The organism is Thiomonas sp. FB-Cd (assembly GCF_000733775.1).
GTDB lineage: Bacteria > Pseudomonadota > Gammaproteobacteria > Burkholderiales > Burkholderiaceae_C > Thiomonas_A.
Genome location: NZ_JPOE01000002.1, coordinates 2,498,952 through 2,514,713 on the forward strand (window position 1 = coordinate 2,498,952; position 15,762 = coordinate 2,514,713).

General features: G+C 64.6%; 9 protein-coding genes and 1 pseudogene. 3 read left to right on the plus strand and 7 right to left on the minus strand.

Features of this window, described 5'->3' with window-relative positions; translation table 11 throughout:
- Positions 1-230: 230 nt before the first annotated feature.
- From ccsB to CD04_RS0112115, 3 genes are all read right to left on the minus strand, one after another.
- Entirely contained in the window at positions 231-1,664 is a 1,434-nt protein-coding gene (ccsB, locus tag CD04_RS0112105; RefSeq protein ID WP_031407125.1) for a c-type cytochrome biogenesis protein CcsB, read from the minus strand.
- Between the two features lie 12 nt (positions 1,665-1,676).
- The gene (locus CD04_RS0112110; RefSeq protein WP_031407128.1) at positions 1,677-3,866 is read right to left on the minus strand and encodes a cytochrome c biogenesis protein ResB; all 2,190 of its coding nucleotides are present in this window, start codon (positions 3,864-3,866) and stop codon (positions 1,677-1,679) included.
- Positions 3,867-4,149: 283 nt separating this feature from the next.
- Positions 4,150-4,881 carry a cytochrome c gene (locus CD04_RS0112115; RefSeq protein WP_231480570.1) on the minus strand — a complete coding sequence of 244 codons (732 nt, stop codon included), beginning with the start codon at positions 4,879-4,881 and terminating at the stop codon, positions 4,150-4,152.
- Positions 4,882-4,931: 50 nt separating this feature from the next.
- On the opposite strand from CD04_RS0112115, the gene yihA reads away from it, so the two are divergent.
- Entirely contained in the window at positions 4,932-5,675 is a 744-nt protein-coding gene (gene yihA, locus CD04_RS0112120) for a ribosome biogenesis GTP-binding protein YihA/YsxC (RefSeq protein WP_051849143.1), read from the plus strand.
- A 19-nt stretch (positions 5,676-5,694) separates the two neighbouring features.
- Here the strand turns inward: yihA and CD04_RS0112125 are convergent, their stop codons facing one another.
- Positions 5,695-7,980, minus strand: a complete 2,286-nt coding sequence (locus CD04_RS0112125; protein ID WP_031407134.1) for a patatin-like phospholipase family protein — start codon at positions 7,978-7,980, stop codon at positions 5,695-5,697.
- A gap of 433 nt (positions 7,981-8,413) precedes the next feature.
- Here CD04_RS0112125 and CD04_RS0112130 point away from each other — a divergent pair, with 433 nt between their 5' ends.
- Together CD04_RS0112130 and CD04_RS0112135 are read left to right on the plus strand one after the other, a co-directional pair.
- Complete coding sequence (locus CD04_RS0112130; protein WP_031407136.1) at positions 8,414-9,511, plus strand: RNA-guided endonuclease TnpB family protein; 1,098 nt, start codon at positions 8,414-8,416, stop codon at positions 9,509-9,511.
- Between the two features lie 140 nt (positions 9,512-9,651).
- Positions 9,652-11,148 (plus strand): IS5 family transposase, encoded by a 1,497-nt coding sequence (locus tag CD04_RS0112135; protein ID WP_231480588.1) that lies wholly within the window; start codon positions 9,652-9,654, stop codon positions 11,146-11,148.
- A 21-nt stretch (positions 11,149-11,169) separates the two neighbouring features.
- On the opposite strand, the gene CD04_RS0112140 is transcribed toward CD04_RS0112135, so the two are convergent.
- The 3 genes and pseudogenes from CD04_RS0112140 to CD04_RS0112155 all read right to left on the minus strand — a co-directional run bounded on the left by CD04_RS0112140 (position 11,170) and on the right by CD04_RS0112155 (position 15,580).
- Entirely contained in the window at positions 11,170-12,036 is an 867-nt protein-coding gene (locus tag CD04_RS0112140) for a Druantia anti-phage system protein DruA (RefSeq protein WP_031403796.1), read from the minus strand.
- Positions 12,033-13,726: pseudogene (locus CD04_RS0112150) on the minus strand (IS66 family transposase). Before CD04_RS0112150 ends, CD04_RS0112140 begins: the two are co-directional and overlap by 4 nt.
- Before the next feature lie 150 nt (positions 13,727-13,876).
- Positions 13,877-15,580, minus strand: a complete 1,704-nt coding sequence (locus tag CD04_RS0112155; RefSeq protein WP_031407141.1) for an IS1634 family transposase — start codon at positions 15,578-15,580, stop codon at positions 13,877-13,879.
- Positions 15,581-15,762: the final 182 nt, after the last annotated feature.

Below are 15,762 nucleotides of genomic sequence, written 5' to 3' on the forward strand. Positions count from 1 at the left end.
CGGGAAATGTGCAATCGATTCGTGCTTGGATGGATGTTGCGTCGTCCATCGCGCACGCCCTGGCCTTCACATTTGCGTTAACAACGATGCTTAGTCGGCCCACGAACCGAAACCTTACATGCGGATTCGCAACCCTGTTGAACGGGCGGCTAATCACCCCCGTGTGCGGGGTCATCAACATGCAAAACGGGCCCCGAAGGGCCCGTTTTCATGCAAGGATCATGGCCGGCTTAAAGCTTGCCATAGGAATGCAAACCGGAAAGGAACATGTTGACGCCGAGGAAGGCGAAGGTCGTCACCAGCAGCCCGGTGAGCGCCCACCACGCCGCCACTTGCCCGCGCAAACCCTTCATCAGGCGCATGTGCAGCCAGGCTGCGTAGTTCAACCACACGATCAGCGCCCAGGTTTCCTTCGGATCCCAGCTCCAGTATCCACCCCAGGCCTCGGCAGCCCACATCGCGCCGAGGATCGTGGCGATGGTGAAGAAGGTGAAACCGATGGCGATGGATTTGTAGATGACGTCGTCCATCACCTCAAGCGAGGGCAGATGCGAGGCGATGCGCTGGCGGGCGTACAGGATGCCGCCGACGGCCAGCGCCGAGACGCCGGCGAACACCCCCCAATACTCGGAGATGCCGCCCTGGCGAAACACCAGGGGCTCGAAGAACATCACGAAGCCCAGCACCCACAGCGGACCGAGCTTCCACAACGAGGTTTCCTGCGCATGGGCCTTGATGAGATAGGCAAAGCCCACCATCGCAGCGATGGCAAACGTGCCGTACCCGATGAAATTCGCGGGTACGTGCAGCTTCATCCACCAGCTTTGCAGCGACGGCACCAGCGGCTGGATTTCATAGGCGCCCTGCACCATGCTGTACCACAGCAGAAAAACCACGGCGGCACTGACCACCAGCATGGCGAAAGCGCCCATGCTGCGCGTCTTGTAGCGGTGCTCCAGGTACAGGTACAGCGTCGTGGTGAGCCACGAGAACAGCACGAACACTTCATACAGGTTGGACAGCGGAATATGACCGACGTCCGGGCCGACCAAATAGCTCTCAAACCAGCGCATCATGGTGCCCACGAGCGCCATGGTCACGCCGATCCAGGCCAGACGCGATGCGAAGAGCTGCGGGAAATTCGACTGCCAGCCACGGTCATTGCGAATCATCGCGCCGCCACCCGCAATGGCACCACCCGCTGTGACCTGCGCCGGACCGGTGAACATCCCGACCCAGTAGCTGGCCGTGCTGAGGAAGAACAGGAAGGCCATCCACATGATGGCGGTCTGACTGGAGAGGAAGAATTTGAGGACGAAGTCCTGCTCGCCGCGAGCCAATACCGGCACGCCGTTCGGTCCGTAGTACTGCCAGATGCCGAACAGGGACAAGGCGGCCACGGCGATCGCCAGGTTCTTGATCGCGGTCCAGCCCCAGCCAAGAAACAGCAATGCGGTCGTTGCGCCAAGGAAAATGAGCTTGACGTAATAGCCCATGTTCTGCCCGTACTGGCTCAGCACGGTCACGTCACCGGCCAAAATGAGCGCAAGGAAAATCCAGTCGTAAACCGACCGGCGCCGCAGGTAGGCCATCGGGCCGGTGTGCTTCACATCGTGAGGCGCCGGCTTGAGCCCTAACGTGTGGGATTTGCTCGTAAGTTCCATGGCGAAAGCCTTTCAGGTTTGATCCGGACCCGGCGATGCTGATGCCGGCGCTTGTGATCCTACGCCCAGGGTGGCGGTGCGCAGGGTTTCAAATTCTTTCTCGAAATCGAGCGTGCGGCGGTTGGTGCTCATGGCCATGAGGGTCCTGCTGCCCGAGGCGCCGCTGTCGCGCACGACAAACCATGCGCGGCGCTCGCGGATGTAGAGCATGGCGAACACGCCGAGGATGAGCAGGATGGCGCCCAGATACACGATGGTCTTGCCCGGTGCGCGCGCCACCTGGAAAATGCTCGCCTGAACCTGCTTGAAGTCCGTGGGTTGCAGGTACAGGGGCGCGGGGTAAAAGGTCGAATCCGACAGGGCCAGCACCGCGGCGTTGAAAAAGCGCGTGTTGGCAGGGCTGTCGACGGCCGCCGGCAGGCCCGCCTGAACCCGAGAGACCTGCCAGAGCTGCCACAGCGTGCCGTTGAGCACACGGATAAAGACATCCGATGCCTTGGCCAACTGATCCTTGGGCACGTTGCGCTCGAGGAACTCGGCCAATGCGGGCAGACCACCAGGCGCCTTCACGAGGGGCGCACCACTCTTGGGGTCGCGCGGGATGTCGCCGGCGAAGATGTCCAGCGTGCGCCCCGCCGTGTCCTTGAGCTGGTTGACCAGCGTGGGGGATGCGTCAGCCGGCAAGGAATCCTTCACATACGCATCCACGGCCTGCTGGCGGGCGGCCGGGTTGTCCAATGCCGCGCGAAACCGCATCCACCCGTCGATCGAGTCCTTGGAGTCGGCTGGCATGCGCAGGTAGTGATACGCACCACCGAGTTCGCTGCGCTCGCCGGCGAGAAACATCTTCATGCCATCGAGTTCGACAGGAAGCATGTAGTTAAAGAACTCGTGGGCCTGGCCCGCTGCATCGCGCAGCTTGTAGATCACGGCAGGGCCAACGTTCGTGAGCTTGGTGGTCTGGTTGCGCTTGACTGCAGCCCCCAGGTGCTGGTCGAACTTCTGCATGAGGTCCGTCTTGGGGGGCGTCCTGCCATCTTGTTGGGCAGCACTCATGTTCTCCACGTTCATCAGGCGAAAGCCCGTGATCTCCAGCCGCAGGGCCTGCTGGCCGTTGGTCAGCTGGCGCGAGCTGCCGACATCACCGTCAAGCGTGAACGCCTTGTCACCTGGCCCCTGCATCGGCCAGGCCTTGAACTGCAAATGCGAGCCGCCATCATCGAATCCGGACTGGAACACGGTCACGCCGTCGTAGGTCAGCGGTTCGTTGACCTTGATCGTGGCCGGAAAGGTCTTGCCGGTCTTGCGATCGGTGATCTCCACGTTGCTGGCGAACAAGCGAGGCATGCCGGTGGAGTAAAAATCCACCACAAACTTCTTCAACGTGATGCTGAAGGGCAACGGCTGCAGCACGGATCCATCCCCGATCGTGAGAATCGCCATGTTGGAGCTGCCACCCTCGGGAATGGACAGGTTGCCGCGGTAGGTCGGGTTGCGCACGGAAAGAATGTTCTGCTTGGGAACCTGGGAGATTTCCATGTTCGTCTTCAGCACATGCTTGCCCAGCAGCAGCATCTGCAGCTTGATCATCATGTCGCCGTCGAGCAGGCCCCCGACGCAGATGAGCACGAACGCGCTATGCGCAAGGATGTAGCCGATGCGGTTGAGCCCGCCCGTCTTGGCCGCCACCATGGTGGCGCCCTGCGGGTCGCTCTCCACGGGCTGCACTTTCACGGCGTAGCCATGGCCCTTGAGCTCGCTCACGATGTGCGCCACGGTGGTCTCGCGCGACGTCAACTGCTCCACCTCGGCCTTGTCATGGAACGAGCGCAGCCCCTGCTCACGGATATTGGCCTTGAAGCTCTTGAGGTCGACGATGATCTTGGGCGTGTTGCGCGTCAGACACAGCGTGGTGGACACCACAAGGAAAGCCATGATCAGCAGGAACCACCACGAGCTGTACACGTTGAACAGATCGATGCGATGGAACACGGCCGTCCAGAACGGACCGAACTGGTCCACATAGTTGCTCAGCGCCTCGCCTTGCTGCAGCACGGTGCCGATGATGCTGGCGATGGCCACGATCACCAGAAGGGAAATCGCAAAACGCATGGACGACAGCAATTCGACCAGGCTGCGCCAAGCGCGGGAGCCGCGGCGCAACTGCAAACCGGAGGTGCTGAGGTTGGAAATGGAAGACATGTGATGCCGATCAGATGCCGGGGCTGAGCCGGTCGGGTGTGGCTGTACGGGTGCTGGTCGCGCGCGCGCAGTTTGCGCGGGCGACCGCAGCCGCTTTTAAGCCCTTTTCATGCCTGTTGCCGGGCCATACACCAGGGTGTAGGGAAACGCCACCCTTGCTGCCTCGGCGCACAAGGCGATTGGAGCGTCGCAATATAGCAAAATCCCAGATTCCAGGCCTAGCCAAGTCCGCAGTCGATTTGTGGAAATCCATCATGCATGGAGCGATCTCCGCGCAAATCGTTCACCGCAAACCTGCAACAAAATCTGACACATCACGAATCTGACGGTCGCTCATGCGCGAAGCGATGTCGTGCATGGGCGTGAAATCGCCGCGTGCTCCGGTACGAAACGCATGCAGCTGCGCCTCGATGTAGGCCGACCACTGCCCAGCCAGACGCGGGTACTGAGGCGGCATGCCCAGCCCACCGGGTCCATGGCAGGCAGCGCAGGCAGGCACCTGACGGTCGGCGATGCCCCCGCGCCAGATCTGCATGCCAATCTTGGCCCACTTCGCGTTGGAGGCGATGGCAGGCTTGATGGGTTGACGGCTGTAGTATGCGGCAAGATCATGCATGTCCTGCGGCGACAGCGCCATGGCAATGCCATTCATGATGGCGTTCACACGCTCGGGCTTTTTGCCCGGCGCAGCCTTGAATCGCATCAGTTCCTGAGCAATGTACTCCTGGCCCTGCTGCGCCAGCTTCGGGAACTGCGCGCTTGTCGCATTGCCGTCCAGCCCATGGCATGCGGCGCACGTCTGAGCCAGTTGCCTGCCGTGAGCGATTTGCGCAGCAGTCGGCGCCGCAGCCGAGACCTCGAAGCTCGGTGCTGCCGGGGTGGCCCCCTGCGCCGCGCTCGCCGGCCCCCCTGTGGTCGATGCAAGCGCCAGGGCTCCAAGCGCGGCCCGAAGGGGCCTGCGCCAGCGTTGGGCAAAAGTCGGAAGGATGCGCATACCTTTGTCGTCTGGCAGCATGGAGATTCAAGCAGGGGAATAAGATGCCGCATGCTAACGATGTATAAGTCATGACGAATATAGGGAATTCCAGCACACCCGCTGCCAAACGCGCGGCCGATACCAGCCCGCTGCTGCAGTCAGCGCGGTTTTTCACCACGGCTGCCCAGTTCGATCAGCTCCCGGCGAGCGACTGGCCGGAGGTGGCTTTCGTCGGACGATCCAACGCTGGCAAGTCCACGGCCATCAACGTCCTGTGCGGCCAGCGCCGGTTGGCCTTTTCCTCCAAGACACCTGGGCGCACCCAACACATCAACCTGTTCAGCGTGGGTCTGGGCGGCGCCACGACCGGACTGCTCGCTGACCTGCCAGGCTATGGCTACGCCTCGGTGCCGCTGGCCACCAAGCAGCGCTGGGAGCGCTTTATCGCCCAATACCTGACTCAGCGCACGCAGCTCGTGGGCCTGATCCTCATCGCCGACAGCCGGCACGGACTCACGCCGCTGGACTGGACGCTCCTGAGTTACTCGGCGCCAGCCGCGTTGCCTGTGCACGTGCTGCTGACCAAGGCCGACAAACTCACGCGCAGCCAGCAGCATGCTCAGGCGCAGGCCGTGCGTGACGACCTGCAGCGCAATGGCGCGCGCGCAGGCCTGATGGCACCCACCTCGGTCCAGATGTTCTCGGCCACCAAACGACAAGGCCTGCTCGAAGCCAGCCAGTTGCTCGAGGAGTGGCTGCAAACGCGAGGACTCGGCGCAGACGAACCCGTTGCCTCCACCTCCCCGAGCGCGCCGCAGCCCAAGCACGAATGAGGCCCCGCGCGGCAGGCGTTCAGGGCCGGCCCAGCATCAAGTAGTAGTTCACCACCTGTCCAGGCGCCTTGCCGATCCCGAAGTACACCGGCCCCAGCGGCGTGTCGGCCCCCAGGTACAAGGCGATGCTGGAGCGCAAGTCCCCCAGGGATATCTGGTCCCGGCTGGCCCAGGCGTTGCCACGTTCCAGATTCAACCCGGCATAGGTGGCGCCACCGAACAGGCCCGCCGTTGTCAACTCGGTGCGCAGGCCCAGCCGGAAATAGGCCAGGTAGTTACCGATGATCTGGCCTTCGCGAAAACCCGACAGCAGGTCGAACCCGCCCAGCGCAAAATAGTTGTAGCCGGTGCCGGAGATATCGCGAAAGCTTGCCAGCCGCGCAGCCGCCTCGACCGTCTGCCGACCGAAGCTGTGGTTCGCTTGGCCTGACAGGTCGATGCGCACATAGTTGGCCGCGCTGCCGAGCTTGCGGTCGGCACTGAACGTCTCAAGTCGGGCGCGCCAGCCCTCGCGCGGGAAATAGGCGTGGTCAAGCCTGTCGAACGTCGCCACGGCGCGTACCCCGGCCTCGCGCACGCTGCCACCAAGGTCAGAGGCCCCCAGAATCGTGTTCGCCGCGATCTGCGCCACGCTGTAGCCCAAGCGCAGCTCGCCATAATCAGCCACGGGCATGCCCAGATCCAGCCCCACGCGTGACGTGGTCAGCCGGTAGCGGTCGATGGGCTGGCTGCCCCGGTACATGTCGATCGGCCGCGAATCCACATCCAGATAGGGGGCCAGGAACAGCGTGTCCGTCGCATTGACCGGCTGGTACAGCTCTGACAGCCACCGGTTCTCCCAGCCCAGCTGGAGGAAGTTGCGCCACTCCCCGCCCAGGCTGTTGAGCCAGGGGCGGCGCTGGTCGAGCGTCAACTCGAAGCGGGTCTGATTGCGCAGATCGGTGTAGAGCCCCAGGCCGAATCGCAGGAAATTGGGACCCCATGGCTTGTCGGCCACGTGATAGACCAGCGCGTCGCCATCACCTTCGCGGACCAAGCGATAGTCGACGCGGGAAAAGTCGCCCATACCGGCAAGGAAATCGAGGTCTCGGTGCACGTCGGCGTAATGCAGGGGTTCACCCGCCTTCTGCTCCAGGTTGTCCTCGAGCGTGGCCGCAGGCGCCCACGCCGAACCCTCCACGCGCACGGCCTTCAGCGGGCGATCGGACAACCCGGCCACCAGCTGCTGCGCCCGCGTGTCCACACGAATGCGCCATGCAAGGTAGGCCTGCGGCGACAGCGCGTAGCGGGCCAGCCGCGGCGCGGCCGCCATGGTGGCCGCATAGCCCTGGCGCAGTGCCTGCTCGCCCTTGTCGAAGTCCAGCGAGGAAATCCCATCCAGATTGGGGTCGATCAGCACGTCCGCCGGCGTCAAGGTGGCGAGCTGCGCGTTCACGTTCTGCTCCATCAGGATGCTGATCATCTGCCCTGTCACGCCCACGATGCTGCCAAGCTCCTTGCGCGAGGCCAGCGGGGTCGAGATATTGACCGCGATCACGACCTGCGCACCCATGGCGCGGGCCACGTCGATGGGCATGTTGTCCACCAGCCCGCCGTCGCCGAGCAACGCCCCGTGCACCTCAATGGGTGGAAACAAGCCCGGCACCGACATGCTGGCACGCAGCGCTGCAGCAAGATCGCCCTGCTGCAGAACCACTTTCTTGCCGTCGACCATATTCGTGGCCACCGCGCGAAACGCAATGGGAAGCGCCGCAAAATCAGCTACCGCGCGGGTCTGCAACGTGAGGTTGGTCAGAACCGTCTCGAGCGCGGTGCTGTTGACCGCAGCGTCGGGCAGGCTGAGTTGTCCGTGTTCGTTGATACCGAGTTCGATCCCTCCCGGGACGCGCATGTCATCCACTTTGCGCTGAAAATCCAGGCCCGCGCGCGGCGGGCGGCCGCGGAACACGGCATTCCAGTCCAACCCGGCCACCTGCTGGCGCAGCACGGCCAGCGGGACCCCTGCCGCGTACAAGCCGCCAATGATGGCGCCCATGCTGGTGCCGGCGATGCAATCCACGGGCACGCGCATGTCCCGCAGCGCCATCAGCACACCAATGTGCGCCAATCCCCGAGCGCCACCGCCGGAAAGCGCAAGGCAGATGCGAGGCTCGGCCTGCGCACCAGCGATCCCGGGCATGACGCGCTCAGCTGACGCGCGCGTAGCAGGCGCTGCCAGCCCGCCTTGTGCATGGGCGGGATGCCTTGCCACGCCGGCGAGGACGATGGCCCCAAGCAGGAAACACCGGGTGATGAGTCGAGACATGCGCATGAGCTCAAGCGTACCGAAGGCCCGCGTGGTGCAGTGGATTTCCTTCGCGGCGATCTTGCCTCATTCACCCCTTGCGCGCGGTCACACCCGCGGGTCAGACCCTCGGCAAGCGCGCCGATCGCAACATCGCTGTCAGCCCTCGAAGGGCAACGTTGATCGCAGACGGGCGCTTCGTCGGCCGCCTCCGAGCCCGGGCTCGGACCGCGGGAAGCGATCGTGTGCCGGCGCCTTCGAACCGCCCCACGCGCTTTGCATGTCAGTCGCGGAAACTCATCAGACCTTTGAGCCACTGAACACATGCTCGCGCATTCCCCTTCCTCGCCCGGCCCGACGCACAGCGTCGCATAGGCGAAGCCGTCCGGGCAGGAGGGGGTCAAGCGGGCGGTTTTCGCTTGTTGTTCCTCGCCATGCTGGATAAAATACCAGCATGCAACGGCGCAAAGTCACGCTCAAGCTGTATCCCAATGCCGCGCAGATGGCGCGGCTGGAGGCGTGGACGCGGCTGCACTGCGAGTTGTACAACGCGGCGCTCGAAGAACGCATCGATGCCTGGCGCAAGGCCGGCAAGCATGTCTCCTACTACGACCAACAAAACGTCCTACCGCAGATCAAGGCAGATCGGCCTGAGTTCAACGAACTCGGCAGTCATGCCTTGCAGCAGACGCTGCGCCGCCTCGACCTGGCCTTCCAGGCGTTCTTTCGCCGGGTCAAAGCCGGGCAGACGCCCGGCTTTCCGCGTTTCAAGGCAGCGAAGCGGTTCTCGGGCTTCGCGTATCCAGACCCGTCGGGATGGAAGCTCATGCAGCACGGCGGCCGTGGCGCGACGCTGCGTATCGGCAGCGGCGAGGCCGCCATGTCCATCCGGGCGCGCGGGCGTCACCGCTTCGGGCCGGATGCCAAGCCCAACGACATCACGCTGACGCGCCGCGGCGGCCAGTGGTTCGTGTCGGTGACGCTGCGCGTGCCGGACGCCGCCTGTGCACGCCAGCGCACCGAGGAGCAGCGCCGGGGTGTGGACTTCGGCGTCACCGACTGGGCCACGTTCGACGATGGACAGACCATCGCCAACCCGCGCTGGGTGCGCGAGGAACTGCCGCACCTTGCGGCATTGCAGCGCGAACGCGCCAGAAAGCGCAACGGGTCGTTGCGTTTCAAGAGGCTCGGGCGTCGGATCGCCAAGCTGCACGATCGCATCGGCAATTTGCGCCGGGACTTCGTGCACAAGGAAACGACCAGGATGGTGCAGCAATGCGCAGTGCTGGCGACGGAGCAACTGGCTCCGAAGACCATGAGTCGCAGCGCCCGAGGTACGGTGGATGCGCCGGGCCGGCGCGTGAGGCAGAAGTCCGGACTCAACCGAGAAATGCTCTCGGCAGCGTTCGGCATGGCGCATCAGATGCTCGCGTACAAAGCGGAAGAAGCTGGCACGCGACTGCACCTGAGTAACACGCGCCAACTCAAACCGTCGCAGCGCTGCTCAGCCTGTTGGGAGATCGTGCCCCCCGACTTCGTAAAGATTCGGTGATGACGTCGGCAGCCGTTACCGAGTCGGCCCTGAAGAACCCCCGCAACCCGCATGAATACGGGGTTTCTGGGGTGATTGCCGATGGTGTGAACTCCCAGTCTGATTTCCAATAGGGGCTGTTTTCTGGGAGTTTTGCCGTGATGTTTGCCTGCCCTGCCACCGACGATTTTTTCCGCGCACGCATCGACCACATGATCGATCTGCGCCATCCGCTGGCCGTGCTGGCCTCGCGCATGCCCTGGCAGGAGATCGAAGCAAGGGTGGCGCAGACTTTTTCGCGCAAAGGTCGTGCAGGCGTGGCCATGCCCGACCTCGATCTCTTCGGCGAACAGGTGCAGCGCGCGGCTGTGCCCAGCAACGCCGGGCGGCCTCGCGTGGCGCTGCGCATCATGATTGCGCTGCTGTACCTCAAGCACGCTTTCAACGAGTCCGACGAGGGCGTCGTCGAGCGCTGGGGCGAAACGCCGACCTGGCAGTTCTTCTCGGGTCAGGCGTACTTTGAACACCACCAGCCTTGCGACGCCACCACCCTGATCAAGTTTCGCAAGCTGCTGGGTGAGGACGGCGTGGAAGAGCTGCTGGCGCAGACCCTCAACGTGGCTGTGGACCTCAAGCTGATCAAGCCGCAGGAATTCGCGCGGGTGATTGTGGACAGCACGGTGCAGCACAAGGCGATCGCCCACCCCACCGACAGCCGCCTGCTGGAGACGGCGCGCACCAAACTGGTCGAGGCGGCCAGGGATGCGGGGATTGCGCTCAAGCAGACCTTTGCCAAGGAAGGCAAGGAGCTCAGCCGCAAGGCCGGGCGCTATGCGCATGCCCGCCAGTTCAAACGCATGCGTCGGACCATCAAGCGCCAGCGCACCATCGTGGGCCGCTTGCAGCGCGAGATCGAGCGCAAGGGCAGCGCCATTGGCCAGGCGGTGCGAGAGGCACTGGGTGAGACCTTGCACAAGGCCCAGCGCATCAACGCCCAGAGCGGCCAGCGCAAGGCGGCGGATGGGCAACCCAAGCTTTACGCCTGGCATGCGCCGGAAGTGGCCTGCATCAGCAAAGGCAAGGCCCGAACGCCCTATGAGTTCGGGGTCAAGGTGGGCATCGCCAGCACGCTCAGGGGCAATCTGATCGTGGGCGCCCGGGCCTTCCACGGCAACCCGTACGACGGCCACACCCTGAGCGAGCAACTGGAGCAGGCCACGATCCTGATGCAGGACAGCAGGTCAAAGCCGGCAACCGCGTTCGTTGACCTGGGCTATCGGGGCGTGGATGCTGACAACCCGGATGTGCATATCGTGCACCGGGGCAAATCCAAACGCATCAGCAGCAAGGACAGAAAACAACTCAAGCGGCGCCAGGCCATCGAGCCCATCATCGGCCACCTCAAGAGCGATCACCGCATGGACCGTTGCCCCCTCAAGGGTGAGCAGGGCGACCGGTTGCACGCCGTGCTGTGCGCGGCAGGCTACAACATCAAATGGCTGCTGCGCATGATCGCCAGGAAGGGGGTGCCCTTTGTGCGTCGGCTTTATTTGCGCCTGTGTCAGGCTGCGTACTTACGCCCGAACTGGCATCAGATGCTGCGCGAACTCGCCTGCTATGCGCTCAACGGCCCAGCGCTGCGACTGGCCGCCGCTTGAAAATGAATAAATCAGGGCCGACTACCGACGCAGGATGGCTGCGTAGTCGGGACGCAGCGGGTACAGCCAGATGTCCTTGATGGGCAGCGCCTGTTGGTGCGAGAGGCTCTTTTTGCCGCGGCCGGTTGTTTTGCCCACGAGGACCCAGTTGGCGGCCTTGTAGCAGGTGCCTTTGTGCCTGGGGCTTTCGACGAAGGTCTCCAGCATCACGGGCGAGTAGCCGTAGCGCTGCTGCCAGTCTTTGGGCAGGCGACGCGCGGCGAGGGCCAGGATCTTCGAGGCAAGCCCTTTGGACTGCACCCACGGCAGGATCAGGAAGCGCGTGTTGTTGACGACGCGCTGCAGGTTGTTCTGCCGCTGCTCGTGATTCCAGCCGATGAATCGTTCGCGATCGGCCAGCTTCCAGGCGCTGGCGCCGAAGCTCAGCAAGGCAACGAGCCGGTCGCCAGCGTAGACGTTGTAACGGATCTGGCTGCCCGACATGGGCGTGTAGCCCAGGTAGTGGTAGCGGGCCACGTATTCGTTCCACAGCTTGGAGGCCGCGCCGACACCGGCGACGACCTCCAGGCGCAAGGCATCCAGAGCATGCACGGGCATGTCGATCGCACCTTGCGCATCGGTGGCTGGGGTGGGGTCGAACTGCGCCCGGCGCCGCGGGTGAGGCATCTGTGAGGGTGGCAGCGTGATCAAGCCGTCAGTCTGCATGCGCAGCATCGCCACGCGGCAACTCATGTCGCTGAGGCGTCCATCAGGGCGGCGCCAGTCCAGCATCTCGCACACCCTGCGCGACAGCGGCGCGCGCTTGAGCTGGGGGTTTTGCGCCATCAGCCAGGCGATGGCGTCAAGCTCCTCCTGCGTGAACACGCGCCCGCAGTACCGTTTGTTCATGAGCTGTCGATTGTTGCGCAGGCCACGCCGCGCATCGCGCTCAGCCGGGTTTCATCCATCCGCCAGGGCAGGAAGCGGTCGAGGTCCGCCGGCATGCAGCCGCCCGCGTGTGCGCAGGCATGCAGATACGCGCTCAGCCAGGTGCGCGGATTGAGCCCCCACAACTCCAGCGTGCCGAGCACACTGCGCATCGTGGCGGCCAGCTGCCCGACCACTGGCTGCCCGAACCATAGAAGTTCTTGCGCCCGACCACCGCGGGCCGCAGCGCGCGTTCGGCGGCGTTATTGTCCAGGTCGATGGCGGGATGATCCAGGAACAGGATCAGTCCCGCCCAGTACGTGCGCAGGGTACGCAGCACCTTGTGCGCCGCGCCTGCCAGTGCCGTGTCGGCCAACTCATCCAGGCAGCGCTGCTCCATCGAGGCCACCAGCGCGCGCGTCTCGGCATCGCTGTCCTTGAAGGCAGCGTCGCCATCCGCCCATTGTTGCCGCCGCCGGGCGTGCAAGGCGTACAGCTCGCCGATGAGCCCGACCCAACCCATGGCCCAGTCCCACAGCGCCGGATGCTCGTTGGCCGCGCGCAGGAAGTCGCGCCGCTGGTGCGCCCAGCAGATCGACAGCTTCACCCCCGGGTTCAACCGGGCGAACTTGCGGTACGAGGCGTAGCGGTCGACACTGAGAATCCCCTCGTCCACATGGTTGAGTGCGGCCGCCGGCACCGAGGCCGAGCGTGAAGGATCGAGCACAAAGCACACCGCAGTGGCCGACTGAAACACCCACAGGTACCAGCGATGCCCGACCTTGCCGGGCTCCTCCTCGAACACCTCCCAGCGTGTCTCGTCGGCATGCCAGTGCGAGCCACGTCGCAGCTCATCCAGGCCAGCCTCGGCCACCGGCCCCAGCAACGGCCACAGCATGCGCAGGCCCTCGGTGAGCGTGCCCTGCGCGATGTGCAGCCCATGATCGTCCCAGTCCTGCAGCAGCCTGTGGCTGGGCTGCCCATAGAGAAACTTCGACAGCAGTGCCTCCACCCAGACCGACACGCCCAGCTTGCCCCGTGGGATGAGTTGCGCCGGCGGCGGCGCCGTCACGATGCCGGGAAGTGCGCCGCAGCAGCACAGCGGCCGGTAGCGGTGCCGACGGACGATGCGGCGGTACGCCTTGACCTCGATCTCCAGAATCTCGGCATCCTGCGTGCCGGGAAACGCGCTCAGCCCCAGGCCGCAGCGTGGGCACGTCGTCTGCAGCGTCACCTCCTCAACCCTGGCCGGCAATCCGCCCAGGCGCGTGCGGCCGTGACCACGCCGCCCACGTTGCTGGCCCCGCGGCCGTGGAGGGCCAGCGCTGACCTGGCACACCGCATTGATCGAGCGCGACTGTTCCGTCTTGGCGCCAAACACACGCAGGCGAAGGTCACGGATCTGCGCCTGCGCGGCCTCCAGCGCCGCCTTCAACTCGGCTTCACGCTGCGCAAATCGCGCCTTCTCGGCCTGATGCCGACGTTCCACGAACTCGATGCGTGCCACGGCTCGCGCATGCAGGGATCGGTATGCGTTTGCCCGCTGCACCAACTCGATGTGCTCGCGCCTGGTCAGCGTGACCAACTCCTGGTCATAGGGTTTCGGCGTCGGCCGTCTTGCGTCGGGCACCGTCCCGATCGCCGAGTCCAGGTCTGCGGCTGTGTCGTTCACAGCAAACAGGGTACGGCGAAAAAACTTCTGTGTCCAGCACGTTCTGCTCGCGACTCGGTCAGCCTACGTCATCACCGAATCTTTACCCGACTTCGTCACTTCCGGCACGCAAGTTATTGATTGCATTGAAAGCAAGCTTCCAAACGCAGACTACAGAACGGGGGCAGGAAGGTCGGCCGGTATGGGAGTTGGCAGTGACAGGTCGGCGAACAGGGCCTTTTGTGCAGGCGTGATCTCGGTGAGTCCGGTGGCGGTTTCGCCGTCAGCGGATTGGACTGTCTGCTGGTGGATGGCGCGCAATTGCTCGAGCCAGCGGGTCGGCGAGCCCTCGCGCCCGGCGGCGCGCAGCCGCATGCGCATGACGCGGTGCAGGATCAGCGCGATGAAGCAGATCAGCGCATGGGCGCGGATGCGCCTGGGCAGGCGGTGGTAGACCGGGCCGATGGCGATGTCGGATTTCAGAACCCGGAAGCCGCGCTCGATGTCGGCCAGGCTCTTGTAGCGCTGCACCACCTCGTCGGCTGGCGCATCGGTGTTGGTCACCAGCAAGAGCTTGCCGTCGAGCAATTGCAGGTACTGCTTGCGCGCTTCGTCGATTTGAAAGCTGAACAGCTTGCCCTGAAGGTCGACTTTGACCACGTGGGCCATGTTGGCTTCTTTGACCGCGTGATAGAAACGCGCGGTCGCCCCCGAGTCTGATAGCGGCCGCCCGCGCCGGCGCTCTCCAGCGTCCTGCGCGTCGAGGGTTCCGCTCCACTGCTGGCCCAGCGCGATGAGTTCGGCAAGCTGCTCCTCGCGCTGCTGGCGGCGGCGCGCGGCACCCTCCGGGTCGTGCGCGACGACCAGGCGCTGCTGTTTCCACGGCAACTGCGCCGCCCAGGGTTTCGTGCTGTCCTGGGTCGCGGCCAACGTGCGCAGATCGTCGGCGAACTCGCCGTAGCGCGCAGCCGGCACGGCCAGGATGTACTGCACCTCGACGTCGCGCCCCTCGGTGCGCAATGCGTCCTGCAGCGCGCCGAGCTCCTTGAGGTTGTCCAGGCTGAGCAGTCCGCGATCGGCAATCAGCACCACGCGCTTGAGCGGGTAGCGCGCCAACAGTGCGCGAATCATGGGCAGCAATGTCCTGGCCTCGGCCGTGTTGCCGGGGTGGACCTCGTGGGCGATGGGCAGCCCGTCGGCGGTCTGCACCAGCGAGAGCATGAATTGACGCTCCACCTTGCCCGACTTGCCCATGCCGTGCACGCGCACGTCGCCGGGCAGTTCGCTCTCGCCGGCAACGCTCACCGTCGTGAGGTCGTAGAACACCACCGACAGATCCTGATCGACCAGCGGGCGCAGCAGCATCGACAGCCTCTCGCCAAGGGCGTCGGCGTGCTCGTCGATCACGTCCATCGCCCGCAGCAGGTGCTGGTGCTGCGGCGCCTGCGAGAAGGCGAACTCCACCGGCAGGGCCACCGTGTCCAGCCAGCGCAGCACGCCGAGCTTGCTCTGCGCGTCGCTGAGGCGGTTCCACACCATGGCGCGCAGGCACCCCAGCACGTCGACCTCGGTCTTGGACCTGCGCCAGGCGCCGGCCAGCTCATCGAGTTCGAGCTGTTTCCACAGCTGCGCCAGCGCCCACACGTCGCCGGCCTGGCGGCTGGCCAGAAAGCGCAGCCCTTGCAGCGACGAAGCTGCAGGAGCGCGGCCCTGGGCGCGCTGCAGTCCGGCGATGAGCTTGTCCACGTCGCCCCCGACGTCCAGACGACCCAGCGTGCACACCGTGCGCTGACGCGGCTGACCGGCGTCGTTGCGAAACGATTCCACGAGCTGGGCGTAGCGCCGACCGCCGGACTGGGTGATCTTGATGAACATGGCCGAAGTGTAGCTGGCGCGCTCCGCGAAATCAACTACACAACATTTACAAACGTGCCACTACACGCAATCAACGAGAAACGGCCTCACGGTGCACTCAAGTCATTGATTCAACACGCCCCGGTCGGCGTGCAAGCGCCGCGCACAGACCAAAATCGGCCCGGAAAGTGTAGAGTCGAGAT

What these genes read in the sequence shown, in the direction of transcription:
- CD04_RS0112140 (WP_031403796.1), bottom strand. Translation starts at nt 12,036, where the DNA reads ATGAACAAACGGTACTGCGGGCGCGTGTTCACGCAGGAGGAGCTTGAC.
- yihA (WP_051849143.1), top strand. Translation starts at nt 4,932, where the DNA reads ATGACGAATATAGGGAATTCCAGCACACCCGCTGCCAAACGCGCGGCC.
- ccsB (WP_031407125.1), bottom strand. Translation starts at nt 1,664, where the DNA reads ATGGAACTTACGAGCAAATCCCACACGTTAGGGCTCAAGCCGGCGCCT.
- CD04_RS0112125 (WP_031407134.1), bottom strand. Translation starts at nt 7,980, where the DNA reads ATGTCTCGACTCATCACCCGGTGTTTCCTGCTTGGGGCCATCGTCCTC.
- CD04_RS0112155 (WP_031407141.1), bottom strand. Translation starts at nt 15,580, where the DNA reads ATGTTCATCAAGATCACCCAGTCCGGCGGTCGGCGCTACGCCCAGCTC.
- CD04_RS0112110 (WP_031407128.1), bottom strand. Translation starts at nt 3,866, where the DNA reads ATGTCTTCCATTTCCAACCTCAGCACCTCCGGTTTGCAGTTGCGCCGC.
- CD04_RS0112115 (WP_231480570.1), bottom strand. Translation starts at nt 4,881, where the DNA reads ATGCTGCCAGACGACAAAGGTATGCGCATCCTTCCGACTTTTGCCCAA.
- CD04_RS0112130 (WP_031407136.1), top strand. Translation starts at nt 8,414, where the DNA reads ATGCAACGGCGCAAAGTCACGCTCAAGCTGTATCCCAATGCCGCGCAG.
- CD04_RS0112135 (WP_231480588.1), top strand. Translation starts at nt 9,652, where the DNA reads ATGTTTGCCTGCCCTGCCACCGACGATTTTTTCCGCGCACGCATCGAC.